This window comes from Candidatus Paceibacterota bacterium (assembly GCA_028714635.1).
Taxonomy (GTDB): Bacteria; Patescibacteriota; Minisyncoccia; order Phycocordibacterales; family JAQTLZ01; genus JAQTLZ01.
In genome coordinates, this window is sequence record JAQTLZ010000001.1 from 22,122 (window position 1) to 46,748 (window position 24,627).

A 24,627-nucleotide genomic window follows, 5' to 3' on the forward strand; every position below is an offset into this window, starting at 1 on the left:
TCTGTGGATTTATATTAAATCGATTATTTCTTTAATGGAGACGCATAATTTATCGGCCTCCTTCGCCCTTCCGTTCATAAGTATTGTCTCTGCTGTTTTCAGCATTGCTGGGTATGAGCTTCTCAGTAGCTGATTCGCGTATATGACGATCTGCACACCATGTTTATGCAGTTCGGTTTCCGTTACTTGTGAATAGGTACTTGGTGCGACAACTAAAGGCACATGACGGGAGAGAGGAAGTTTTGCATAAGCTTTACAAAAAGCGAATATTTCATCGGGTGTTTTTTCTTTACTATGAATCATGATGGCGTCAGCGCCAGCTTTTATGTAAGAGGTGACTCGTTTTAACGCATCTTCGAGGCCAGCTCCTATGATCAAGCTTTCGCATCGCGCAATTATCATAAAATCTTCCGTTACTTGTGCATGTTTTCCCGCTTTAATTTTCTCGCTCATTTTTTCTATTGTTTCTTGCGGTTGGATGTTTCCTTGATCTAGCAGAGAATTCTGTTTCAATCCCGTTTTATCTTCTATAATGATGGCAGATACTCCTAGCCGTTCCAATGTCCGAGCAGTAAATACGAATTGTTCTGGATGCCCGCCGCTGTCTCCGTCGTAGATTATTGGTTTTGTGGTTACCTCTAAAATATCGTTGACCGTATGCAATCTGGAAGTCAGATCCACGCATTCAATATCTGGTTTGCCTTTTGATGTCGAATCTGTGAGACTGCTAAGCCACATTGCATCAAACTCTTTGTCCTTGCCTTTTTGAGATACTTTGCAATTTTCAACGATTAAACCTCCTAATCCGCTGTGCACCTCCATAACGCTGATAATGTTTTTGGCATTTAGTAATCTGCGCAGTCTCAATCTGCGAATATCTGGCGTGGTGCCGATCTCTTTTATAGCATTATGAAGCTGGCTTGAAGAAATGCCCGAAGTATATTTTGGTTCTATCAATTTACCACCCCACGCTTTTAGTGCATTAATGACTCCTTGTCGAGTCTCTTTTTGTACTCCTTCCCGCCAGTCATCTCCGTGTACAACATAATCAGGTCTGATTTTTTTCAGATTGGGAACATAGTCTAATGTATCCTGCGGGATTACTTTGGATACGTTTTTCAATCCCTTCACTATTTCACTCCGCTGTTCGTAAGTCATGTAAGGCAAGCGTTTATAACTAGCGATAGCTTTGTCAGTTAAGATCCCAACTATAACTTCTCCGTATTGGGATGCAGTGTTTATGATATTCAAATGGCCCGGATGAATTATGTCTGCACTCATTGCTACGTAGACCTTTTTCATGATTTTTTAAGAATTACTAGATAATTCGTAATAAATATTCTTACCACTCGCTCATTTTATCAGTGACTTTCTTTTTAAGCGAAAGGTAGGAGCGGACAGCTTTCTCTTCGGCTTCGGGAGATATGAGCCGTATGATTTCCTTTCCGAGTATTCGATATTGCCCACCCACTTTATTAGCACGAATAAGACCCTTTTTGAGAAGCCTTTTCATGGTGCTTGTGCTTACACGGAGAACTTTCTCTGTTTCCGCAGTAGTATAGACGCCATGAGGCTTGATCTCTTCCATACTTGCCATTATAGCAAGGTGTCAGAAGGTGTCAAAAGGTTCACTTGGTATTTTCTTTGTACCAGAGATAAGTTTTCTTGATTCCATCCTCAAGCGAGACACTATGTTTCCAACCAAGAGTGTGAAGACGAGTTACGTCGAGAAGTTTTCGAGGAGTGCCATCGGGAATTCCGGCATTCCATTTTATTTCTCCCTCAAATTTGATTTCTTCCTTAATAAGATTAGCCAGAGATTCTATAGTGAGGTCTTCTCCCGTGCCTATGTTTAGATGATCTTTTCCGTCGTAGGTGTTCATAAGAAATATGCATGCAGAGGCAAGATCATCTACGAAGAGGAATTCTCGACGGGGTTTTCCCGTTCCCCAAAGCGTCACTGATTCTGCGCCAGCTTTTTTCGCATCATCAAATTTTTTGATGAGGGCGGGGATGACGTGAGCGGTTTCCGGGTTGAAATTGTCATTCGGGCCGTAGAGATTTGTCGGCATTGCAGAGATGAAATTTGTTCCGTATTGCCGATTGTATGATTGACACATTATGATTCCTGCAATTTTCGCGATCGCGTATGCCTCGTTCGTCTCTTCAAGTTTTCCCGTCAAGAGACTTTCTTCTCGTATCGGTTGGGGAGCGAGTTTCGGATAGATGCATGAACTGCCGAGGAAAAGGAGCTTTTTCACTTTGACTCGGTAGCTTTCGTGGATGACATTGCTTTCAATAAGAAGATTCTCGCGGATAAAATCGGCGGGATAGGTTTGGTTTGCCATTATCCCTCCCACTTTTGCCGCTGCTAAAAATACGTACTCTGGTTTTTCTTTCTCGAAAAAATCGGAAACCGCTCGCGGATCGATAAGATCGAGTTCTTTGTGTGTTTTTAAAATGAGATTCTTGTAGCCTTCCGCTTCCAGAGCGCGAGTTATTGCGCTTCCGACAAGACCGGTATGTCCTGCTACAAATATTTTTGATTCTTTGTCCATCTTTTTATTTTTCTTCCGCGAGTTTGAGATCAGCTTCAGCCATAATTTTTACGAGTTCCTTAAATCCCACTTTTGGCTTCCATCCGAATGTTTTGAATGCTTTGGTCGCATCCCCGAGGAGCACATCCACTTCTGCGGGACGAAAATATCTCGGATCGATTTCGATAATAGTTTTTCCTGTTTTTTTATCCATCCCTTTTTCTTCGAGTCCCTTTCCTTTCCACTCGATTTCAAAGCCGAGGAGCTTTGCCGATTCTTCGACAAACTCTCGTACAGTATGTGTTTCGCCTGTAGCCAAGAGATAATCATCAGGCTTTTCTTCTTGAAGCATTTGCCACATTCCATAGACGAAGTCCTTTGCGTAGCCCCAGTCTCTTTTGGCATCCAAATTTCCGAGAAAAAGTTTTTCATCTTTTCCGACCTTAATTCTCGAAAGCCCTCGGGTGATTTTTCTGGTAACAAATGTTTCTCCTCGGCGAGGGGATTCGTGGTTGAACAAAATTCCGTTACAAGCGAAAAGGCCGTAACTTTCTCGATAGTTTTTGGTGATCCAGTAGGCGTAAAGTTTTGCGCACCCATAGGGAGATCGGGGATAGAAGGGGCTGGTTTCCTTGAGCGGGAGTTCAATTGCTTTCCCGAACATTTCGCTTGACGAAGCTTGGTAAAATTTTGTTTTAATTCCGGTGTCTCTGATTGCGTCGAGAATGCGAAGTGTTCCCAATCCGTCTGTATCTGCCGTATATTCTGGAATATCGAAACTCACGCGGACATGGCTTTGCGCTCCGAGATTATAAATTTCATCTGGCTTCACTTCTTCCAGGATTCTGTTTAGATTACTTCCATCTCCGAGATCTCCGTAGTGAAGAAACAATTTTACTCCTCGTATGTGAGGATCCTGGTACAAGTGTTCAATTCTCTCTGTATTAAAGGTGCTTGCGCGTCTTATGATGCCATGGACCTCGTATCCTTTTTCGAGAAGCAGTTCTGCCAAGTATGAGCCATCCTGGCCTGTAATTCCCGTAATGAGAGCGCGTTTCATCGTCGTTTCATCGTATCCCGCTCTTTTTTTGATGTCAATCAATCTCTTCGGTTTTTTGAAGTTGAAGCGTGTGGTATAGTACCTCTCATGGAAACAAATAAAATTCTCCACCGAAGCATTCTGGTCGGCATTTTTGCTCTTCTCCTCATTCCCTTTTTGGTTTTCAATTCGATGTTTTTCCCATTTATTACTGGAAAGAATTTTGTGTTCCGCATTATCGTAGAAATCATTTTTGGCCTTTGGCTCATTCTCATCTTTCGTGACAGACGTTTCCTGCCCAAGCGCTCAGCACTTTTTTATGCCTTTCTGGCTTTCATTGTTGCTATTACTCTCGCAGATTTTCTTGGAGTTAATCCATATAGGAGTTTTTGGAGCAACTTTGAGCGTATGGAAGGTTTGATCACTCACCTCCATCTTTTCGCGCTCTTTCTTGTTGGAAGCTCCGTGCTTAACACTAAGAAACTATGGACGCGTTTTTTCAATTCCGCGCTTGTAGTCAGTATGGCAATGGCGTTGTACGGGTTTCTTCAGCTTTTCGGCGCTCTTGAAATTCATCAAAGCAGTTCTCGTGTAGACGGACCGATTGGAAACTCTGCCTATATGGCGATTTATATGATCTTCCATGTCTTTCTTGCTCTTTTCCTTCTTTTGCGTTCGAGAGAAAGGCGGATGCAGATTATATATGCCGGGGTGGCGCTTCTTAATACTGTCATTGTTTATTACACAGCAACTCGTGGTTCCATCATTGGTCTTATTGGAGGATTTTTCCTCATCGCTATCCTTGTTGGCATTTTTGAGAGAGAACGCAAAACCTTGAGAAAAATATCCATAATAGCCAGCGTCGGCGTAGTTGCCATCGTCCTGCTTTTCTTTGCGGCAAAAAACACAAGTTTTGTGAAGAATAGCTCCGTTTTGAATCGTTTCGCGACCATTTCTTTAACAGAGCAGACCACCGAATCGCGATTTCTCATTTGGAAGATGGCGTATCAAGGCTTCAAAGAACACCCAATCTTCGGTTGGGGACAGGAGAATTTTATCCTCGTCTTTCAGAAATATTATGACGCGAAAATGTGGAATCAGGAGCCTTGGTTTGACCGCACCCATAACGTAGTCCTCGACTGGCTTATTGCGGGAGGTGCTTTAGCATTTCTCGCTTACCTTTCTCTTTTCGTAGTGTCTCTTTTCTGTATTTGGAAGAAAAGAGGTTTATTTTCTGCGACCGATAAGGCCGTGTTCACGGGGTTGCTTGCTGCATATTTCTGCCACAACCTTTTCGTGTTCGATAATCTCACAAGCTACCTTCTTTTTATCTTCGTACTTTCTTATTTTCATTTTGTATCTATAGAAAATGGAATAGCTGATGCTTCAGAAAAAGAGTTTCCCAAGAAAATTTCAAACGAGCCATCTCAAAGTGTCCAATCTATTCTTATCCCCGTAGTTATCATCGTTTTACCGATTGCAATTTATTTTCTCAATATTCCCCAAATACTTTCCAACACTTCTCTTATAAATGCGCTACAATGGCAACGAGTTGATCCTGCAAAGAGTCTCGATTATTTTAAACAATCGCTCTCTTATGACACTTTGGGGAAGCCGGAAATACGTACTCAACTGGTTCAAAGCGCTTCCAGTGTTGCTGCTTCTTCAGCCTCGGATGAATTAAAAAAGAACTATATTGTATTTGCCAAAGATGAGATGGAGAAACAAATAGAAGAGGAACCGCTTGATGCTCGGTATCCATTTTTTCTAGGGCAATTTCTTACTCGGTTTAGCGCTATTGACGAGGCAAGGAAAAATATTGAAAAGGCTCTTGCACTTTCACCGAAGAGGCAGGATATGTTGTCTGCGATCGCAATCACATACTTCGATACTGATCTTAAAGATAAAGGGTTAGAAACTATGAAACAGGCATTCGATATAGAGCCGGAAAATGATTCTATCCGGACTCTCTATGCAGTATTCGCGGTTTTTGCTCAAAGGGATGATTTGGTGAAAGAACTCCTATTGCCGAGATATCATACGTATCTCGTTCCTGATAACAAACTTGTCGGCGCCTATGTACGAACCGGCCAGCTGAAGAAATATATCGACCTCAATACTGTTTTTCTTCAGCAAGAATTAAAGACGGGGCTTTTGAGTCAGGCGGAAAAAGACGCGATTAGTGCGCTCAATGCGGAATTCGAAAAAAAGCTCGATGTGTACAAAAAGGCGAATCAATAGTTTTTTGCGGGACTATTTTGGCGTATAAAAACGCAAAACCCCTCCGAGGAGGGGGCTCACGTAGACATTCTTTTTGGGAACTAACTTTCGTTAACTCACACGACTGTATCGTAGCAAACATTAGCTTAAAAGTCAACCCCAGTAGGAGAGCAAAGCTTGCTACGGGGTAAAGTTTTTGGCAGTTTCTTTTGATGTTATAATAAAGTATATTGTTTCGATATATAGTCGGCGGCTCTGCACTCACATATAAGACATTATTTTGGAGCTAGCATCCGCCGACTATGTATCGACGCAATAATTTAGCGCTCTCCATCGTTGCGGATTCCGCTTGTTCCCGCAATGTACTATTAAGTACATTTTGGTCACAATGCTCATCCGCGCCTCGGATAGCATCTAAATTCTTGCATCGAAAGTACCATCAATGGAGATTCAGGAAAATATTGAGTTAGCACCGCATACAACATTTAAGATCGGGGGCAAAGCCCGGTATTTTTGTCTTGTTCAAAATGAGAAGGATTTGAAGGAGGCGGTTGCTTTTGCCAAAGAGAAAAAAGTCCCGATGCTTGTGCTTGGTGGGGGTTCGAATGTGCTTATTTCTGAAAAAGGATTTGACGGACTGGTTGTAAAAATTGAATTGAAAGGAATTGAATTTGAAGAAATCGCCAAAGGCACGCTTGTCCATGTTGGAGCGGGGGAGAATTGGGATACATTAGTTTCCGAGACAGTAAAACGAGCTCTCTTCGGACTTGAAAACCTTTCTGGAATTCCCGGAACGGTTGGAGGAGCTCCGGTGCAAAATATCGGCGCCTACGGCGCCGAGGTGAAAGATATTTTTGATTCTGTCGAAGTTTTCGATCCCTTAACCGGAGGGATTTTTGCAATGACAAAAAAGGAATGCGAATTTGGCTACCGCGACAGTATTTTTAAACATGAAGAGGGGAAACATCTCGTTATTTTGAAAGTTACATTTTTTCTCAAAGAGAACGGCGAGCTTAATACGAGCTACAAAGATGTAAAGAAATATTTAGAAGAGAAGAAGATTACTGAACCAACGCAGGAAGAAGTTAGAAATGCTGTGATTGAAATCCGCTCGAAGAAATTTCCAGATCTGAAAAAATTCGGTACAGCTGGTTCATTTTTCAAAAATCCAATTATCCAGAGGGAAGAATTTGAGAAACTTCTCAATGATTATCCTAAACTTCCTTCATTCCCAGCAGGGGAGGGGCTGGTAAAAATTCCTGCTGGCTATCTTTTCGATGTTATCTGCGGATTCAAAGGCGTGCGGCATGGTGATGCTGGAGTATTTGAAAATCAGGCGCTTGTGCTTGTGAACTGGGGCAAAGCTACTGCAGAGGAAATAAAAAAACTCGCGGAAGAAATGCGAGCGAAAGTGAAAGAAAAAACAGGGATTGAAATTGAATTTGAGGTCAACATTGTGTAGTTGACAAAACAGGATATTTATTCTATTCTCTAGCATAGAGAGCTCATTGTGAGCCTCATTTTTTTCACTGAAAGGAGGTTGTATGCTTTTCCTCGCGAAACTCATCCTCCCGGAAGTGGGAGATTGGGGGGTGAGTGTCTTTCTTACGCTTCTGGTCGGGTACTGTTACGGTACTCAATTAGAGTGGAAGCATTTCCTGTGGGCATTTGTTTTTGTCATTGCTCCCGATCTTATCCCGAATCCACTTTGGGTCTGGAATAAGATTTTCAGCGCTGGCAGTTTCTATGCTTCGGACTCGCACGAACATCGGGAATTTGGTCATTGGCCGCTCTTGCATTTTTTCATCTTTGCCATTATATGGATCAAATATGGGAAGATGTTTGGCGCATTGTACGGGGTATGCGTCTTGTGGCACCTCTTCCACGATTCATTCGGAATCGGATGGGGCATCAAACCATTCGCTCCATTCTCCGACGTCAGCATAAAGCTTTTCACTGATGTGGAGAATAGGGATGCGTTCTGGCCGCCGCGCGCGCAGATTCGTTGGCCAAAGGATGAAGTCCAGGCGGTAGAGCGGTATGGAAATGATAATTGGTTCGTCGAGACCTACTTTCGGTTAACATGGGTTTCGGTGAGCGAGTACATAGCGTTCGCTGTCGGTATGATAACGCTGTTGGTAGTGAAGATGCGAAGTAAATGAATCCTCGGGCTGGCGCCAAAACGCCAGCCCGATTTTATTTTAAAAATTTTGGCAACAGAAAACCGCCAGTCGAAGCGCGGAAATTCCGTTTACTTCAAATTCTGGCGGTTTAGGCCGTGAGGTCCATTTCGTAATCCGGCACAGCCTCCAACCTGCCTTCGTTGACCACCACCATGTCGCCTTTCTCTACGTAGCACTTGTCAGTGATTATCGTAAAGACAGTTCTTGGGTCGTCTGCACTTTGCAGGACAACCAGTTCGGAGGCGGTGAAAGTGAGATCATATACTCCATCTCCCTCAGCGCGTTCGGAACTTGCGCGGGCCAGTACTCGATACTGCTTGTTTCGGTCTAGGCTCCAAACTCCTCCCGGTTTGCCACTTGTGTGCCCCCAAAGCGCAATAACCACGGTAAGAACCAGCGCGATTCCAAGGCAGAGAATCCCAGGCCAGAGAGTCGGCTGTTCCTTGAAAAAGACGCCTGCCATCACGAAACAAAAACCCTGTAGAAGAAAAAGGAATGCTACCATCTTATCAACCTCCAATCAGTGAGCCTTTTAGGCTCGGTTTGTGTTCAAAGTTCGTTTTCTAACCCAGGTTATATTATACCATATATAAAGAAAATTACAAGTTTTTTTCTCCGTATTTCAAGCTACAAGCTAAAAACTACCAGCTACAAGCTGTTTTGTGCTAGAATGGCCTCCTATGTTTGAATCATTAAAGAAACTCTTTGGAGACCATTCCGGCAAGGCTTTGCAGGCTATTTCTCCTTTGGTCGCTCAAATCAATGGCTTTGAGGCTGAAATTAAGGCTCTATCCGACGAACAATTGAAGGCGAAAACGGAAGAATTCAGAAAGCGCCTCGCTGAAGGCGAGGCGCTCGACGATCTTCTTCCTGAAGCATTCGCTTGCGTCCGCGAAGCATCCCGCCGAACCCTCGGCCAGCGTCATTTTGACGTACAACTTATGGGAGGCATCATTTTGCATCAGGGTAAAATTGCTGAAATGCGAACTGGAGAAGGAAAGACGCTCGTCGCAACGCTTCCTGCATACTTGAATGCACTGACAGGAAAAGGTGTAAGTGTCGTTACCGTGAACGATTATCTTTCTCGACGTGATGCCGTCTGGATGGGGCAGATCTATAATGCGCTCGGACTTTCTGTTGGGGTTGTGAATCATGAGGCATCTTTTCTTTATGATCCTACTCATCGCGAGCTTGATAAAGAAGTTGATGAAGTCGGTGCGTTCAAAGTTGTCCATGAATTTTTGCGCCCATGTACCCGTCACGAAGCGTACATGGCAGACATCACCTATGGAACGAACAATGAATATGGTTTCGATTATCTTCGCGACAATATTGAATATGAAACAGACAAGCTTCGACAGCGAGAATTTAATTACGCGATTGTTGACGAGATAGACTCAATTCTTATTGATGAGGCTCGAACTCCGCTTATTATTTCCGCTCCCACTCAAGAATCAGAAAATTTGTATGCAAAGTTTGCTCAGATTGCTGGTATGCTTCAAAAAGATACTGACTACACAGTGGACGAAAAATTAAAAGCAGCGACGCTTACTGACGAAGGAATTACCAAGGCAGAAAAAGTACTTGGTATCGAAAATATTTACACGGAAAAGGGAATTAAATTTGTACATCATCTCGAGACTGCTGTCCGGGCGAAAGCGCTTTTCGAACGCGACAAAGAATATGTGGTGAAGGATGGCGAGGTCATTATTGTGGATGAATTTACTGGACGCATGCAGCCGGGAAGGCGCTGGTCAGAAGGACTTCATCAGGCTGTGGAGGCGAAAGAGGGAGTAGCTGTACAGAAAGAATCTCGCACTTTTGCTTCGATCACATTCCAAAATTATTTCCGTCTCTACAAAAAACTTTCCGGTATGACTGGAACCGCTCTCACTTCAGGCGAAGAATTCTATAAAGTATACGGACTTGAAGTGGTTTCTATCCCGACGAATAAGCCACTCGCAAGAAAAGATTTGAACGATCTCATTTTCCAGACCGAAACGGGGAAATTTAAAGCGGTTGCGAAAGTGGTCAAAGAGCTCCACGCGAAAGGCCAACCGGTGCTTGTTGGTACTGTTTCAATTGAAAAAAACGAAGTGCTGTCGCAATATCTCAAACACGAGGGGGTTCCTCATGAAATGTTGAATGCCAAAAATCACGAACGCGAAGGAGAAATTATCGCTCAAGCGGGACGCCGCGGAGCGGTGACTGTGGCGACAAACATGGCAGGCCGAGGCGTGGATATTAAACTTGGCGGTGCGCCAGCGACGGCAGAGGCGTATGAAGCAGTGAAAGCTCTTGATGGCGTCTATGTCATCGGTACGGAAAGACATGAAGCGCGACGAATCGATAACCAGCTTCGAGGACGTTCGGGACGACAGGGAGATCCTGGGGCGACGCAGTTTTTTGTCTCGCTCGAGGATTCGCTCATGAGAATTTTCGCATCCGATACTATTAAAAAGATGATGGGAAGACTTGGCGTGAAAGAAGATGAGCCGATCGAGAACTCTCTCATTACTCGCTCGCTTGAGTCTGCACAGAAAAAAATTGAGGGGTTCAATTTTGACGCCCGAAAACACGTGCTTGAATACGATGATGTGCTGAACCTCCAAAGAAAAACTGTCTATGAAAGACGGCGAAAAATTCTTATGGGCAAGCGGGAAGATATTGAAGCGGAATTAGCGACACTGATTGCCGGAGATGAAAAATTGATCGCGCTCGTGGAGGAAAAGAAAAAATCATTTGCTGAAGATGAATTTTATACTGTAGTGCGAAGAATGTTCCTTCAGACTATCGATATGTTTTGGGTGGAGCATTTGGAAGTAATGGAATATACGCGCGGTTCGGTAAATCTCCGAGCATATGGCCAGCGCGATCCGCTCGTGGAATATAAAAAAGAGGGACTTCGCCTTTTCAAAGAAATGCAGGAGGCGATCAATGCACAAATTATTTCTCTTCTCGGTTCTCTTCAAACCGGCGCATTTTCAAAAGAAGAAGCAGAGCTCCGGGCGATTCAGAAACAAGCGAAAGAGCTCGGCGGTTCGGATTCGGCTGGAGTAGGAACAGCTTTCACCTCTGCAAAGCCTGTCATAAAAAATGCTGAAGGCAAGAAAATTGGCAGGAATGATCCATGCTATTGCGGAAGTGGAAAGAAATATAAAAATTGCCATGGTAAAGGGAAATAATCTTTCTATGAAAATCACATTCATTCAAACAGGAGGTACTATCGATAAAGATCTGCCCAAAGTCTCGAAGGGGTATGCTTTTGAGATTGGTGCTCCCGCTGTTATAAAAATCCTTGGAAGAATAAAACCAAATTTTCAGTATGAAATTGTTCCGCTTCTTCAGAAAGACAGCCTGGATCTCGATGCAAAAGATCGTGAAAAAATTCTGAAAGCTTGCCAAAATGTTAAGGGCGACAAAATAGTGGTGACGCATGGCACGGATACCATGACAAAAACTGCCAAAGTTCTTTCGAAGATTAAAAACAAGACGATTGTCTTTACCGGAGCATCGCGGCCTGAAAAATTCGCTGATTCTGACGCAATGTTTAATGTCGGTGCGGCGATTATGGCAGCGGAGCTTCTCCCGTATGGCGTGTATATCGCAATGAATGGAAAAGTACATGAGTGGAACAAGACCCGAAAGGATACAAAGACGGGCCAATTTGTAGAAATCTAGAAGCTTGCCCTGTAGTCAGCTTCGCTGTACTACGGGGTGGATTAGTCGGTTTGCCCGAGGAAAGAGGGGTTGTATAATTATAAATAAGCTTTCTTTTGTCGAAGAAAGAATCACTATTCATAAATTCATTATTCATGGAACCAAATCAAACACAGAGTACACAGGGTCCTGATCAGGACAAGACAATGGCGATCATTGCCTACATTATTTTCTTCGTGCCGCTTCTTATGGGGAATCGAAGCCAATTTGTAAACTATCATACGAATCAGGGGACCGTGCTCTTCATTTTTATGATCATTCTTCAGGTTGTCCTTTCTTTTCTCGTTTTCATTCCTCTCATCGGACTTCTCCTCCAAATCGCAAGACTGCTTCCTTTTGTGCTTATGGTCATCGGAATAATGAATGCGGCAAAGGGTGCAATGAATCCGCTTCCCATCATTGGCGGGTTTACTATCATCAAATAATTTCTGTTCTCAAACAGCAGACGAAAAATCTCCCGAAAGGGAGATTTTTCGTCTGCTGTGCTACTATAAAAATATGATGACCGAAAAAGAAATCGATGTGCTAGCGAAAAGGATTTGGGATTACCATTTTTTAAATCAGCCTCTTCGGAAAGCAGATATTATTTTCGGCTTGAGTAGTAATGATCTTCGTATCGCAGAGTGGTCGGCACATCTTTTCTTGGAAGGATATGCTCCGCTTATTGTCTTTTCCGGAGGAATTTCTCATATTGGCGATCTCTTAGAGGCGAAATGGAAATGCACTGATGCAGAAATCTTTGCCGAGACGGCAATAAAATTAGGAGTTCCCAAAGAAAAAATCCTTCTTGAGTCAAAAGCAACCAATACCGGAGAAAATGTCGTTTTTACTAGAAAACTTCTGGAGGATAAGGGGATCGATCCCAAAAGTTTCATTCTTGTTCAAAAGCCCCATATGCAAAGGAGAGTGTGCGCTACGTTCAAAAAACTTTGGCCGGGAAAGGATTTTGTCGTGAGCTCGCCTCCACTTTCTTTTGAGGAATTTTCTAATGAGGATATTTCCAAAGAAGATGCAATTAATCTCATGGTGGGAGATTTGCAACGTATCAAAGAATATCCCCAAAAAGGTTTTGCGATAGAACAGGAAATTCCAAAAGAGGTTTGGGAAGCGTATGAACAACTAGTGAAGGCTGGATTTACAAAACACCTTATAAAATTCTAATGGAGATATCAACGATTTATAAAAAATATAAAATAGTATCGTTTCTGGAGATGCATATGTACCGAGTTGCCGGAGTGGCTTTGTACATTTGCCAGAATGCAAAAGAAAAAGTGCTGACCGACAATATTGTCTCTGCATGCCTGCTTCATGATATGGGAAATATTTTGAAATTCGATTTTACTATTTTCCCTGAAGTGTTCGAACCGGAGGGGATTCCATATTGGCAGAAAGTGAGGGTGGAATTTGCGGAAAAATATGGTGAAGATGAACATAACGCTACTCTTGCCATCGCAAAAGAGATTGGGGTTAGCGAGAAAACCTATGAATATATTCTGTCAATTGGATTTTCTAAGATTGCTGAAACCTTCGCTTCAGCTGATTTAGGAAAGTATATCTCAACCTATGCAGATATGCGGGTCTCTCCGTACGGCGTAGTTTCAATGGAAGAGAGACTTGCGGAAGGCCACAAGCGTTATGAGAATAGCAAACGCATCTTTGTGAATAAGGAATTCTTTAAAGAAAACAAGGCTTGCTTATGTGAGATGGAAAAGAGCATTTTCTCAAAAACGAGCCTTACGCCCGAATCAATTACATCTGAAGTCATACATCCGCTTTTGGATGATCTGAAGAAGTTTAAAATTGTCTAGTTTGTCTCGAGGTATGAATTTTGGTATCCTGTAGCTATGGATTCATCACAAAAAACAACAGTTATTGTTATTGTTGCAATGGTCATTATTGTCGCCGGTCTTATCGGTGTTTCTGTTTTTTATTCGAATCAGCCTGGGACTCATGATGTCTTTGCGCAGTGTCTCACCGAAAAAGGCGCGACATTTTATGGAGCATTTTGGTGTCCGCATTGCCAAGCAACGAAAGCACTTTTCGGAAAAAGCATTAAATATGTGAAATATGTAGAATGTTCCACTCCTGATGGAAGCGGTCAACTTCAGGTGTGTAAGGATAAAAATATAGAAACATATCCTACCTGGGAATTCGCCGACGGATCAAGGCTTACTGGCGAACTTTCACTTCAGGAACTTTCAGACAAAACAAGCTGTCCTCTAACAGAGGGCCAACAGCCTGTTGCCAGTAATCAGCCACTGGCGACTAGCTCACCAATACAATGACTTTCTCTGATTTTTTGACATTCGTCTTTTCGATTCTGACTTTGGTTGGAATCGTCCTCGTTGTCGTGCTTCTTGTTTTTCTCACCGCCAAAAATACGAGAAATAACAAAGTATTTGCTCACATTGATCAGTATGCGCACCACCATGTTTTTTTTGTAGTATTTCTTTCTGTTTTAGGAAGTCTTCTCTATTCAAATGTTATTGGTTTCGAGCCCTGTACGCTCTGTTGGATTCAGCGGATCTTTATGTATCCGATGCTTGTGCTTCTCATTGTTTCGTTTGTAAGAAATGAATCGAAACTTATGCGTCCCTATCTGCTCTGGCTTTCAGGGCTTGGTGGACTTGTTGCTGTCTATCAGTACCTTCTTCAGTTTGGAATTGTCCCGAGCGTTGTCTGCAGCGCAACGGCAGTTTCCTGCGCGAAACTTTATGTTCTTGGTTTTGGCTTTGTGACGATTCCGCTCATGTCGCTCACGGTATTTGCCCTCGTTTTTCTCACCCTCTTGCTTCAAGGCTCTCGAAAATAAGTTTGCGCTCCTTCTATGAAACGGAAATTGCTTACCGTGTGTCTTTTTCGGAAGGACGGAGAAGTTCTTTTGGGCATGAAGAAGCGTGGGTTTGGTATGGGACGCTGGAATGGGTTTGGTGGAAAAGTGGAAGTTGGGGAAACTATAGAAGAGGCCGCAATGCGTGAGGTGCTCGAAGAAATTAGCGTTTCCGTTTCTGAGATAGAAAAATTTGCAGAAATCCTTTTTTCGTTCGAGGGGAAAGAAGAAGTGCTCGATGTTCATTTTTTCAGTGCGTTGAAATGGACAGGGGAACCGAAAGAAAGTGAAGAAATGAAGCCTAAGTGGTTTCCTGTGGACAAAATTCCGTATAAAAAAATGTGGTCAGATGATGAGTACTGGTTTCCTCTTTTTTTGGCAGGTAAAAAATTCAAAGGCAAATTCCACTTTGACACGCGGGATAAAGTGTTAGAATATGAGCTCAATGAAGAAAAATAAAAAAGAAATTGTAGTTGTGACAAGCGGAGGCTTTGATCCGCTTCATATCGGCCATATAAGGCTTTTTGAGGAATCAAAAAAACTCGGAGATAAACTTATCATTATCTTAAACAATGATAACTGGCTTTTAAAGAAGAAAGGCTGTGTTTTTATGCCGGAGACTGAACGGAAAGAGATTATCGAAGCGCTTAGGATGGTTGATGAAGTTGTTCTCACCAAGCATCCAGAAAATCCTAACGATATGAGCATTTGTCATATGCTCGAAGAAATTCGTCCGGATATTCTTTCGAAAGGGGGTGATCGCGACCAAAAAGATGCTAATAAAGCGAGCTCTTCCTTAAATCCAGAACAAAAGCTCTGCAAGCGTCTAGGAATCAAGCTGGTATTCAATGTAGGTCGTGGAGGTAAAGTTCAATCAAGCTCTTGGCTTATAGCGAAGGTGAAAGATAGTAAGAAATAGGAATAAAATTTTCGATATTCTGGTATACCCCCACACCAACTTCTGAAAAAGTTGGTGTGGGGGTATAATAGGACGCATGCTCAGCTTCTTCAAGAAAATCCAAAATCTGTTCGATAAATTCGAAGATAAAATCCGTTTTAATTTCAGCAGGCATCCTGTTCCGTATAGTCTCGTGGCGGGCGTGTTTATTGTTCTTTTTTGGAAAGGAATTGAGGATACAGCCAGCATGTTTCCTTCTATCACTGGCCCGCACCTCATTCTTATCAGTGTGCCGGTACTTCTCATGACGGGTGTCTTTGTATCCTTCTTTGTCACTGACGGAGTTATTTTGTCAGGACTCAAGAAAGAACAGAAGGTTGTGCAGGAAGCAGAAATACAAATTAAAGAAGAAAAAGCCGAAATTAAACAAGAGGATATTCTTTTGAAAAAAGTTGCTGAAAAGCTCGACGAAATCGATAGGGAAGTCCATCATATTGAAGAACGTCTCGATAAGCAGAAATAAAATGGATCCCGTTAGAAGCAATCAATATTTATATCACATGCTTTATTCTAAACATTATCAATTAATCGAAGGTAGCTTCTAACGGGATGGAAAAACTCTCTATACCAGTAATACTTGGAACTGCCCGCGAGGGGCGATGGTCTGAAAAGGTCGCGCATTTGATGTTCAAGGAAATAAAAAAACGTTCGGAAGTCGATTCCGTGTTTATTGATGTCAAAGATTATATTTTAGGAAAAACGGCGCGATTTGGTTCTGAACAAAATGAGAAAAATGAAGCGTGGCATGAAGTGGCAGAAAAGGCGGACGGATTTCTTTTTGTTATCCCGGAGTACAATCACTCCTTTCCTGGGGAATTTAAAATGTTCATCGATTCTCTTTTTAAAGAATACGCGAAAAAACCAGTAGCGATTTGCGGGGTATCGGACGGAGCATTTGGCGGGACGAGAATGATCGACGCGGTAAGGCCGGTTTTAAGTTATCTCGGAATGATCCCCGTTAATCCTCCTGTCCAATTTATGAAGGTGAATACGATCTTTGATGCAAGCGGTGTGCTTCTTGACGAATCTTATAATAAAAAAATTGCCACGACATTGGACGAGCTTATTCAATACACGAAAGCAATGAAAGAGGTTAGAAAAACCCTAAAAAAATGATATTCAAGAAAAAAATCAAAGCAGTAACGCATAATGGCTATTTTCACGCTGACGACGTGTTCTCGGCCGCGCTACTCCTTATCGTGCTTGGAGAAAATATTTCTTTCACTCGAACACGCAACGAAAAAGAAATTCAAGACGCTGATTATACTTTTGATGTTGGGGGGGTGTATAATCCGTCGAAACATCGGTACGACCATCATCAAACTGGAGGCGCTGGCAAAAGAGAAAATGGCATTCCATACGCGGCGTTCGGACTTTTTTGGAAACAATATGGAGAAAAAATGTGCGGCTCTATTGGAGTTGCGGAAAAAATTGAAAAGAAATTAGTGATGCCGATTGATGCGAATGATGTTGGCGTTGATATTGTAAAATCAATTTACCCTGAAATTTCTTCTTATACAGTAAACGATATTGTCTCTTCTTTCAGGCCATCGTGGAAGGAAGACGACGATACTATGGATGCATGCTTTATGGAAGCCGTAAGGTGGGCAAAGACAATTCTTTCTCGAGAAATTAAAAAAGCAAAAGACGCGGAAGAGGCGCAGCAATTTGTGGAGAAAGCGTACGAGGAAGCGAGCGATAAACGTCTCATTATTCTTTCCAGAAAATACCCATGGGGAGATACACTTCGAAAACATCCAGAACCGCTTTTTGTTGTTCAAGAAAATACTATTGATAATACCTGGCGTGCCTACGCTGTTTCGAAAGACAAAAATACCTTTGAGAATAGGAAAAATTTTCCTGCGAGTTGGGCCGGAAAAAAAGACGCGGAATTGGCTTCGATCACTGGAGTGCCAGATGCGAGATTTTGTCATAATGGGTTATTTTTAGCAGTTGCAAAATCAAAAGAGGGAGCTCTCAAACTTGCTGATATCGCTCTAAAAAGCTAGGCTTGTAGCACTATGGCTTTTATCGACGAAATCACGCTTCATATGAAAGCCGGAAAGGGCGGGGACGGCTATGTTGGCTGGCGCAATGAAAAGGGGCGCGAATTCGGCGGGCCTGCAGGAGGGAATGGCGGCCGCGGAGGCGACGTGTATGTTCGGGGTGTTCGTGATTACACGATTCTTCTCAAATATCGAAATATAAAAGATTTTGCCGCAAAAAATGGTCAGAATGGAATGGGAGGAAATGTGTGGGGCAAAAACGGGCAGGATCTCATTTTGGATGTACCGATTGGTTCGGTACTCACTAATGAGACGACTGGAGAAAAATTCGAGGTGTTGAAAGAGGGCGAGCTCATTTTCCTTTTGAAAGGCGGAAAGGCGGGGCTTGGAAATGCAGAATTTAAAGGACCGAAAAATGTTGCGCCAGAGCAATTCACGCTTGGAAATGAAGGGGAGAGGGCAGATTTCTTTCTCGAACTTCAGCTTGTCGTGGATCTCGGGTTTGTCGGATTTCCCAATGCTGGGAAATCATCTCTTTTGAATGAACTTACCCGAGCGCACGCAAAAGTTGCTGCGTATCAATTTACGACTCTCGAGCCGAACTTGGGAGATTTGCACGGCTACATTCTTGCCGATATTCCAGGGCTCATCGAAGGCGCGTCGGAAGGAAAAGGACTTGGTTTTAAATTTTTGCGTCACGTCAATCGCACCAAAGCGATTTTGCATCTCGTTTCTCTCGAAAATGAAAATATTACGGAAGCGTACAAAACGATTCGCGGAGAACTTGCGACGTATAGCAAGGAGCTTTCGGAAAAGAAAGAAATTTTACTCCTTACAAAAACAGATTTGGTAACGCCGGCAGTTTTGAAAAAGAAAATTGCGGAAGCGAAGAAACTCAACAAACTTGTCTTCACGCTTTCAATCATTGATGACAAATCTATAAAGGAATTCAAAGATTCGCTCATAAAAATCCTGCGAGAACTCGAAAAAGAATCCGGTGTAAAGAAGAAATCTAAAAAGGAGGAAGATGAAGCTGTAGTATTTAAAACAGACACGGCCCCCACGAAATTTCTTGAAGAAAGAGCAGAACGAGCGGCGAAAAAAATAAAGGGAAAGAAATAATTTTGTATATCTCTAGGCCGAGTGATATAGTGCAATTGGAACGGCCAAGCCTGTATCGGGTCCTTCGACTCGATCAAGAGGCTCATGCCATAGATAAAGGAGCTTTCTCGATGCAGAAGGCAACGTTAGAAGAAGCAGGACCAATCCTGAAATTTTTCGAGGATATGTCCAAGGAGGAACTCTGCGAGTTGCGCAAAAGCGGAGCGCTTGCAGAACTGGTAACTGCGGGAAGGTCGAAGCGGATTTCACCGGATGCGAGGGACAAGATCCGGGGAGCGCTTGGACTTCTTCCTCGCACGTTGAGTCTTTCGGCATGCAAACACCCACTCTTCGAGTTGGTGAAGGAGAATATTTTTGTTCCTGAATGCAAGAAGTATACACCGATCACTTGTTTCTTTGGTATGAAGAGCGGTGTCATGTACGATACCCATCTTCTGCATGATAACCGATTGTGGCCGGGAAAAGAGAAAATTGCTCTTTCCGCCTATGAGGCATGCGTCGAATCCGGAGATTTAAGACTCGACACCAAAAGTGCGGTAGAAGCGATCATTGGCAAATCATTACCTGGCGATGGGGCCAAAGAATGGCTCTTGGAAAGTGACAAGCTTATGGCTCTGCCACAGGTTCAGTCTCTGCTCTTACGCGATGACGCGGGGGAGGGACTGCTTCTGGGTCAACGGCCGGATAATGTATATAAAGACGGAAAGAATTTTTTTCTGGTACGCGGGCCAGAGGATACTGTCATTTCCGTCTGCGTCGGACGGTCAGGAGATTTTAAATTGAAATGGTCTGTAACAAAGCAGGATGGACTCGGGGGAATTGGCCCGTATTTCCATCATGGTGATTATTTCTGGGTTCCGTCGTAGGTGAAAATTTGGCGTCGCGCGTACTCGCGCGACGCCTTTTCTTTTTGTTTCAAAAGAGCGTGCAGAAAGAGCAGCAAAAAAATTGAAAAAATAAACGACTTCCACTCGGAAGTCGTTTCACTCATGAAATTCTGCGGTCATTTCGGCACTACATTCTCTGCGTGATAGCAGTGAGTGTCACCTTACGGCATCGAACCATGCCGGTCTTTCTCATCTCCAGCCAGTAAATCACTCCGCTGACCGGGGTCTGTTTCTCGTCCATGTCGCCACCCCCGGGCCTGACCTCGATATTGAAGGTGCGGAGGTAGTTCCGGATTCCCTTGTTGTTGTAGAGCGAATCGTGCCCCCATGCGCCTTCTTTGACGAGAGCGTCAATTGCTTCCCGGAGGGGGACCTTCTCAATCGAAATGTGTGCCCCCTGCTCCGCCGTCAAGGCGAACATTTTATGGTGGAGACTCGCCGTCACAATGCAGTCTTTTTCGCCCGCGAGACCGCCACCAACCGCTATTTTTCTCATTCCTTTTTTCCTCCTAGTGAACTGGGTTTAATTGCACCGGGTCCAATTATATGACATATATTGTGCTATTGTCAAGCACTGTATTTGTTTTCTCAAGTCTCTCTGTTTTTAGGACATATTTTCTGCTATAGTTTCTCTTATGTCAGAGAAGAAATACTACACAACCGTTGGACTTGAGGTGCATGCTGAACTTAAAACGCAGACCAAAATGTTCTGTAATTCTAAGAACGACCCCGACGAGGAACGTCCGAATGTGAATATTTGCCCAGTATGTATGGGGCATCCTGGGACGCTTCCCGTAGTAAACAAAGAAGCTGTGAAGCATGTTTTGAAAGTTGGTGTCGCTGTCGGCGGAGAACTTGCAGATTTTACTGAATTTGACCGCAAAAATTATTTCTATCCGGATATTCCAAAAGGTTATCAGATTTCTCAATACAAATATCCGCTTGTTTCTGGTGGGGAACTCGCCGGGGTGAAATTAACACGTGTGCATCTTGAGGAAGATACAGGGACATCCAAACACGAGGAAGGAGATTTCAGTTTGGTTGATTTTAATCGCGCGGGAGTGCCACTTATGGAACTTGTGACCGAGCCGGTGATTCATTCAGCCGAAGAAGCGACAAATTTCGCGAAAGAATTGCAACTCCTTTTACGAACTCTCGGTGCAGGCGAAGCGAATATGGAAAAAGGCGAGATGCGCGTTGAAGCGAACATCTCTGTTTCGGACGACCCAAAAAAATTTGGTACGAAAGTTGAAGTAAAAAACTTAAATTCATTTCGTTCTGTTGGGCGGGCTATTGAATATGAAGTGGAACGTCATATTCGGATGATCGAAAAGGGAGAAAAAATCGAACAAGAGACTCGTGGGTGGGACGAGACAAAAGAGACGACTTACTCACAGCGAAAGAAAGAAGATTCTCACGATTATCGCTATTTTCCAGACCCAGATATTCCGAAACTTTGGATTTCTGAAATTCCGGAATTTTCTGCTGAAAATCTGAAAAAAGAAATGCCAGAATTGCCGTGGATAAAACGAGAGAAATATAAAAAATATAAACTCAAACCAGAAGAAATTGAAGTGTCTCTCCAGCACCCCACTTTGGGAGACTATATAGAAGAACTTTCTCGAGAATTCAAGGAAGATATTGAACATGTGAGGCTCGCGGCGAATTATTTGTACTCGGATATCTTGGGAATTTTGAAATCTGCTACCAAAGCGGGAGAGACTTTCGATTTTTCGAAATCTGAAAAAATGATTACGCCGAAACAGCTTGCCGAGATCACCAGAATGCTCAAATCCGGAGAAATTTCATCTCGCGGAGCAAAAGATATCTTGGCAGTTATTATGAAAGATGGAGGAGATCCGAAAAAGATTGCAGACGAGAAGGGTTTAATCCAAAAAAGCGACCCGGAAGCGCTGAAAAAAATTATTGAGAAAATTATTGCCGATAATCCGAAAGCTGTCTCTGAATACAAAGCCGGTAAGCTCAACAATCTCCAATTTCTCATCGGCCAAGCGATGAAAGAGACAAAAGGCTCGGCAAATCCAGCGCTGCTCAAAGAACTTTTTGAAGGTGCACTCAAGTAGCTTTCTTTTCACTTTGGGCGTATTCTTTCACGGGAGTAGTTTTTTCTTTTTTCACTGGAGGTGACACATGGACACGGACCACCCGAGTTCACATGAACCTTTTCACAGGAGTTGGCCAACGACCGGCTCAATTGCTCACCGTAGGCCAAACTTTCCGTGGCCACACCGAAGGCGCGAACCTTTGGAGGAACCTGGACCGGCGACCGTGATACCGACACCGGATCGCTGCGGCCGGTGTAGCACTGTTTTGACCACGCCACTTCCTGCCACTTGCCCGCACTGTGGCAGAAACCTTGGGATCCAAGGAAAGCACAACTGATTGTGAAGACTGCAAGACCGCCGAAAGACGGTCTTTTTTGTTTCCCGAGAATCTTGCTATAATAACTCTATCTTTTATAAAAAATAATTTTTACTTTATGGCGAAAATTCGAGTTGCGATTAATGGGTTTGGCAGAATTGGACGGGCGTTTCTCAAAGTCTCTCTTGAACACAAGGAATTGGAGGTGGTGGCGGTGAATGACCTCACTTCGATCGAAAATATCGCGTATCTTTTAAAATATGACACTGCATATGGCACTTCGCCGTTTGAAGTGAAAATCAAAGACCCAACGACACTTCTTGTGGCGGGGAAAGAAATCGCCTACATTTCCGAAAAAGATGCGACCAAATTACCCTGGAAGGCTCACGACATCGATGTAGTAGTAGAATCCACTGGACTTTTCACAGAATTTGCAAAAGCGAAAGTGCACCTCGACGCTGGTGCAAAAAAAGTGGTTATTACTGCTCCCGCAAAAGATGAGCCTCTCGCTGACACTCCATCCGGCACGTTCCTTCTTGGAATCAATAGCGACAAAATTAAATCCTGTTCAATTACCTCGAACGCTTCTTGCACCACAAACGCAGCAAGCCCGCTTATCGCAATCCTTCACGAAACAATTGGAATTGAAAAGGCAATTTTGAATACGGTGCATGGATATACTGCGAGCCAGTCTCTCGTTGACGGCCCAAGTAAGAAAGATTTCCGAGAGGGAAGAGCAGCAGCAATGAACATCGTGCCTTCTTCCACAGGTGCAGCAATTGCTGTGACGAAAGCATTACCAGAGCTCGCTGGGAAATTTGATGGCATATCAGTGCGAGTGCCCGTCGTTACCGGCTCTATAGTGGACGTAACATTTATTGCAAAACGAAATACGACGAAAGAAGAAATAAACGACATCTTGAAAAAAGCCGCAACTGATAAACGATGGTCAAAGACCTTCTCTGTAACAGAAGAACAGCTTGTATCAAGGGACATCGTCGGAAGCCCATTTGCTTCCATTGCCGACCTTAATTTCACCCGAGTTGTAGACGGAAATTTAGTAAAAGTAATGGCATGGTACGACAACGAAATGGGGTATACGCATACCCTGGTGGAGCATGTGGTACTTGCTGGGAAAGCAGAGATTGACCAATGAATTAGTAGCTTCGCTTGTCGGTCGAATTATCAGAATCGCTTTTCGCTATTCGTTCAACAGTTGTTTCCTCAACCGCGTTACCAGATTATTTACGCCGATCCGCCCTGGCGCTACTCGAAGTTCCGTCATTGGCGCGTCATGGGCAAAGGCATCGCTGCCTATTACGAAACACTGACGACCTCGGAAATCGCGGCACTGCCAGTTTCCAAAATTGCGGCCGGCGACTGCATCCTGTTTCTGTGGACGACGTTTCCGCGCTTGCCCGATGCTCTGGCCGTGATCGCGGCCTGGGGCTTCACGTACAAAACGGTGGGATTCACCTGGCTCAAACTCAATGCTCGGAACGGCAAACCGTTCTTCGGCATGGGCCACTACACCCGGAGCAATTGCGAAGTCTGCCTCATCGGCGTCAAAGGCAGGTCGCTGCGCGTGAGCAACCGCGTCTCGTCGGTGGTCTTTGCTCCCCGGCAGGAGCACAGTCGCAAGCCGGATGAAGTTCGGGAGCGGATTGTCACGCTCTGCGGCAACCGGCCCCGCATTGAACTGTTCGCCCGTGAACGGGTGTCCGGCTGGGATGCCTGGGGAGACGAAGTGAAAAGCGACATTGAACTTGCGCCGCCATCGGAAGCGTCCTGATCGTTATGTCTCTTTTCTCCAACCCTAAATTTTGGTTCCTTACTCATAACGAGGGGAACGCATTTGTCGCTTTGTCGAAAGCGGAAGGGTTGGGGAAAAGGGAAGCTGGCGCTTCCATGGCCGTGCTTCATTACCATGTATTATTTCATCGTCTCGAAGGGCCTCCTCGATGCCAAGCACCGCAGAAGGATGGGCGTTGCAGTTTGGGAATTTCTTTGGTGCTTGGACCGCGTGACTAAAATCAATGCAGATGGCCTGGGCCTTGTCCTCGGCGGCAAGCCGGTCAACCTCTGCGATTTCACCGGCAGCCTGGGGACTTCAGAGGTCACAGTCAGCCGCAACCTGCAAAAACTGGCCCGCTGGAATTATCTCACGCTCGTCCATGCGCCCTACGGCATCGTCATCCAGGTGCCAAAAGCCAAGAAGAGGTTTGTCAAAAATGCTAATCCACACGGAATCCACAGGTTTAGCGGAAATGATCGGCCTGGATTTATCAAATCTGCTCAACCTCCCTTCAGAAATGATAAACCTGACTTCAGAAGTGATAAACCTAATAAGAGAAGTAAGGATGAGAATGAAGATGAGAAAGGGCTTATCGCCATGAATGCACTCATCGAGGAAAGAAAACTGGAGATTTCACGCCTCGTAAAATCACTATGACTGAAATTGAACAAATCCAAAATATTATGCTCGCCAAAGCCGTGTACGCCCTGAGCGAGATTCAGCGCACCGTTGGCCGGTTCAAAAACCAGAAACGCGCGCTCAACCGAATTGAAGCCGTAGCCAGCCGGTCCCTCCACGAGATTGACGTGCTCAAGGAGACGGTTGGCATGAAAATCAGGAACAGGGAAGGTCTCGGCACGATCAAATTCTGACCTGTGGTTTTCTGGTTGTCGCTCAAGAGTCACACGAAGCATGTGCCTCACAACTTATTTGAAACCCCCATCCTCG

At 44.0% G+C, this 24,627-nt stretch carries 28 protein-coding genes; 22 read left to right on the plus strand and 6 right to left on the minus strand.

What is annotated here, in order from left to right:
- Positions 1–9: 9 nt before the first annotated feature.
- The 4 genes from aepX to gmd are packed head-to-tail and all read right to left on the minus strand — an operon-like array spanning position 10 to position 3,597.
- On the minus strand, positions 10–1,302 hold the full coding sequence (gene aepX / locus PHS53_00130; protein ID MDD5356543.1) for a phosphoenolpyruvate mutase: 1,293 nt from the start codon (positions 1,300–1,302) through the stop codon (positions 10–12).
- A gap of 40 nt (positions 1,303–1,342) precedes the next feature.
- A complete protein-coding gene (locus tag PHS53_00135; GenBank protein ID MDD5356544.1) occupies positions 1,343–1,588 on the minus strand; it encodes a helix-turn-helix domain-containing protein in 246 nt (81 codons plus the stop codon).
- 40 nt (positions 1,589–1,628) lie between these two features.
- The gene (locus PHS53_00140; protein ID MDD5356545.1) at positions 1,629–2,558 is read right to left on the minus strand and encodes a GDP-L-fucose synthase; all 930 of its coding nucleotides are present in this window, start codon (positions 2,556–2,558) and stop codon (positions 1,629–1,631) included.
- A gap of 4 nt (positions 2,559–2,562) precedes the next feature.
- Positions 2,563–3,597 (minus strand): GDP-mannose 4,6-dehydratase, encoded by a 1,035-nt coding sequence (gene gmd / locus PHS53_00145; protein ID MDD5356546.1) that lies wholly within the window; start codon positions 3,595–3,597, stop codon positions 2,563–2,565.
- 87 nt (positions 3,598–3,684) lie between these two features.
- Here gmd and PHS53_00150 point away from each other — a divergent pair, with 87 nt between their 5' ends.
- The 3 genes from PHS53_00150 (at position 3,685) to PHS53_00160 (ending at position 7,958) form a co-directional block, all read left to right on the plus strand.
- Positions 3,685–5,817: an O-antigen ligase family protein gene (locus PHS53_00150; GenBank protein ID MDD5356547.1), complete on the plus strand. Its 2,133-nt coding sequence runs from the start codon at positions 3,685–3,687 to the stop codon at positions 5,815–5,817.
- 421 nt (positions 5,818–6,238) lie between these two features.
- Complete coding sequence (murB, locus tag PHS53_00155) at positions 6,239–7,258, plus strand: UDP-N-acetylmuramate dehydrogenase (GenBank protein ID MDD5356548.1); 1,020 nt, start codon at positions 6,239–6,241, stop codon at positions 7,256–7,258.
- Between the two features lie 82 nt (positions 7,259–7,340).
- Positions 7,341–7,958: a metal-dependent hydrolase gene (locus PHS53_00160; protein ID MDD5356549.1), complete on the plus strand. Its 618-nt coding sequence runs from the start codon at positions 7,341–7,343 to the stop codon at positions 7,956–7,958.
- Between the two features lie 109 nt (positions 7,959–8,067).
- On the opposite strand, the gene PHS53_00165 is transcribed toward PHS53_00160, so the two are convergent.
- Positions 8,068–8,442 carry a hypothetical protein gene (locus PHS53_00165; GenBank protein MDD5356550.1) on the minus strand — a complete coding sequence of 125 codons (375 nt, stop codon included), beginning with the start codon at positions 8,440–8,442 and terminating at the stop codon, positions 8,068–8,070.
- 217 nt (positions 8,443–8,659) lie between these two features.
- Between PHS53_00165 and secA the strand changes: the two genes are divergently transcribed.
- The 14 genes from secA to PHS53_00235 all read left to right on the plus strand — a co-directional run bounded on the left by secA (position 8,660) and on the right by PHS53_00235 (position 19,481).
- Positions 8,660–11,164 carry a preprotein translocase subunit SecA gene (gene secA, locus PHS53_00170; GenBank protein MDD5356551.1) on the plus strand — a complete coding sequence of 835 codons (2,505 nt, stop codon included), beginning with the start codon at positions 8,660–8,662 and terminating at the stop codon, positions 11,162–11,164.
- Positions 11,165–11,171: 7 nt separating this feature from the next.
- A complete protein-coding gene (locus PHS53_00175) occupies positions 11,172–11,660 on the plus strand; it encodes an asparaginase domain-containing protein (GenBank protein ID MDD5356552.1) in 489 nt (162 codons plus the stop codon).
- 134 nt (positions 11,661–11,794) lie between these two features.
- Positions 11,795–12,124 (plus strand): hypothetical protein, encoded by a 330-nt coding sequence (locus tag PHS53_00180; GenBank protein MDD5356553.1) that lies wholly within the window; start codon positions 11,795–11,797, stop codon positions 12,122–12,124.
- Positions 12,125–12,200: 76 nt separating this feature from the next.
- Positions 12,201–12,860: a YdcF family protein gene (locus PHS53_00185; GenBank protein MDD5356554.1), complete on the plus strand. Its 660-nt coding sequence runs from the start codon at positions 12,201–12,203 to the stop codon at positions 12,858–12,860.
- Positions 12,860–13,507 carry an HD domain-containing protein gene (locus tag PHS53_00190; GenBank protein ID MDD5356555.1) on the plus strand — a complete coding sequence of 216 codons (648 nt, stop codon included), beginning with the start codon at positions 12,860–12,862 and terminating at the stop codon, positions 13,505–13,507. The genes PHS53_00185 and PHS53_00190 overlap by 1 nt, the downstream gene beginning before the upstream one ends.
- Positions 13,508–13,543: 36 nt before the next feature.
- Positions 13,544–13,984: a thioredoxin domain-containing protein gene (locus PHS53_00195; GenBank protein ID MDD5356556.1), complete on the plus strand. Its 441-nt coding sequence runs from the start codon at positions 13,544–13,546 to the stop codon at positions 13,982–13,984.
- Positions 13,981–14,511, plus strand: coding sequence for a disulfide bond formation protein B (locus PHS53_00200; protein ID MDD5356557.1), 531 nt, complete (start codon positions 13,981–13,983; stop codon positions 14,509–14,511). The genes PHS53_00195 and PHS53_00200 overlap by 4 nt, the downstream gene beginning before the upstream one ends.
- 15 nt (positions 14,512–14,526) lie before the next feature.
- Positions 14,527–14,988 (plus strand): 8-oxo-dGTP diphosphatase, encoded by a 462-nt coding sequence (locus PHS53_00205; GenBank protein ID MDD5356558.1) that lies wholly within the window; start codon positions 14,527–14,529, stop codon positions 14,986–14,988.
- Entirely contained in the window at positions 14,975–15,448 is a 474-nt protein-coding gene (locus PHS53_00210; GenBank protein ID MDD5356559.1) for an adenylyltransferase/cytidyltransferase family protein, read from the plus strand. The genes PHS53_00205 and PHS53_00210 overlap by 14 nt, the downstream gene beginning before the upstream one ends.
- A gap of 76 nt (positions 15,449–15,524) precedes the next feature.
- The gene (locus PHS53_00215) at positions 15,525–15,950 is read left to right on the plus strand and encodes a hypothetical protein (protein ID MDD5356560.1); all 426 of its coding nucleotides are present in this window, start codon (positions 15,525–15,527) and stop codon (positions 15,948–15,950) included.
- Positions 15,951–16,036: 86 nt separating this feature from the next.
- Positions 16,037–16,603 carry an NAD(P)H-dependent oxidoreductase gene (locus PHS53_00220; protein ID MDD5356561.1) on the plus strand — a complete coding sequence of 189 codons (567 nt, stop codon included), beginning with the start codon at positions 16,037–16,039 and terminating at the stop codon, positions 16,601–16,603.
- Positions 16,600–17,496: an MYG1 family protein gene (locus tag PHS53_00225; GenBank protein MDD5356562.1), complete on the plus strand. Its 897-nt coding sequence runs from the start codon at positions 16,600–16,602 to the stop codon at positions 17,494–17,496. Before PHS53_00220 ends, PHS53_00225 begins: the two co-directional genes overlap by 4 nt.
- Positions 17,497–17,508: 12 nt before the next feature.
- On the plus strand, positions 17,509–18,615 hold the full coding sequence (gene obgE / locus PHS53_00230; protein ID MDD5356563.1) for a GTPase ObgE: 1,107 nt from the start codon (positions 17,509–17,511) through the stop codon (positions 18,613–18,615).
- A gap of 35 nt (positions 18,616–18,650) precedes the next feature.
- On the plus strand, positions 18,651–19,481 hold the full coding sequence (locus PHS53_00235; protein MDD5356564.1) for a hypothetical protein: 831 nt from the start codon (positions 18,651–18,653) through the stop codon (positions 19,479–19,481).
- A gap of 148 nt (positions 19,482–19,629) precedes the next feature.
- Here PHS53_00235 and PHS53_00240 read toward each other — a convergent pair whose 3' ends face one another.
- The gene (locus PHS53_00240) at positions 19,630–19,998 is read right to left on the minus strand and encodes a hypothetical protein (protein ID MDD5356565.1); all 369 of its coding nucleotides are present in this window, start codon (positions 19,996–19,998) and stop codon (positions 19,630–19,632) included.
- Between the two features lie 139 nt (positions 19,999–20,137).
- On the opposite strand from PHS53_00240, the gene gatB reads away from it, so the two are divergent.
- From gatB to PHS53_00265, 5 genes are all read left to right on the plus strand, one after another.
- Complete coding sequence (gene gatB / locus PHS53_00245; protein ID MDD5356566.1) at positions 20,138–21,586, plus strand: Asp-tRNA(Asn)/Glu-tRNA(Gln) amidotransferase subunit GatB; 1,449 nt, start codon at positions 20,138–20,140, stop codon at positions 21,584–21,586.
- A gap of 416 nt (positions 21,587–22,002) precedes the next feature.
- Positions 22,003–23,040, plus strand: coding sequence for a type I glyceraldehyde-3-phosphate dehydrogenase (gap, locus tag PHS53_00250; GenBank protein ID MDD5356567.1), 1,038 nt, complete (start codon positions 22,003–22,005; stop codon positions 23,038–23,040).
- Between the two features lie 60 nt (positions 23,041–23,100).
- The gene (locus tag PHS53_00255; GenBank protein ID MDD5356568.1) at positions 23,101–23,676 is read left to right on the plus strand and encodes an MT-A70 family methyltransferase; all 576 of its coding nucleotides are present in this window, start codon (positions 23,101–23,103) and stop codon (positions 23,674–23,676) included.
- Positions 23,677–23,811: 135 nt separating this feature from the next.
- A complete protein-coding gene (locus tag PHS53_00260) occupies positions 23,812–24,336 on the plus strand; it encodes a hypothetical protein (GenBank protein MDD5356569.1) in 525 nt (174 codons plus the stop codon).
- On the plus strand, positions 24,333–24,551 hold the full coding sequence (locus PHS53_00265; GenBank protein ID MDD5356570.1) for a hypothetical protein: 219 nt from the start codon (positions 24,333–24,335) through the stop codon (positions 24,549–24,551). The genes PHS53_00260 and PHS53_00265 overlap by 4 nt, the downstream gene beginning before the upstream one ends.
- Positions 24,552–24,627 lie beyond the last annotated feature (76 nt).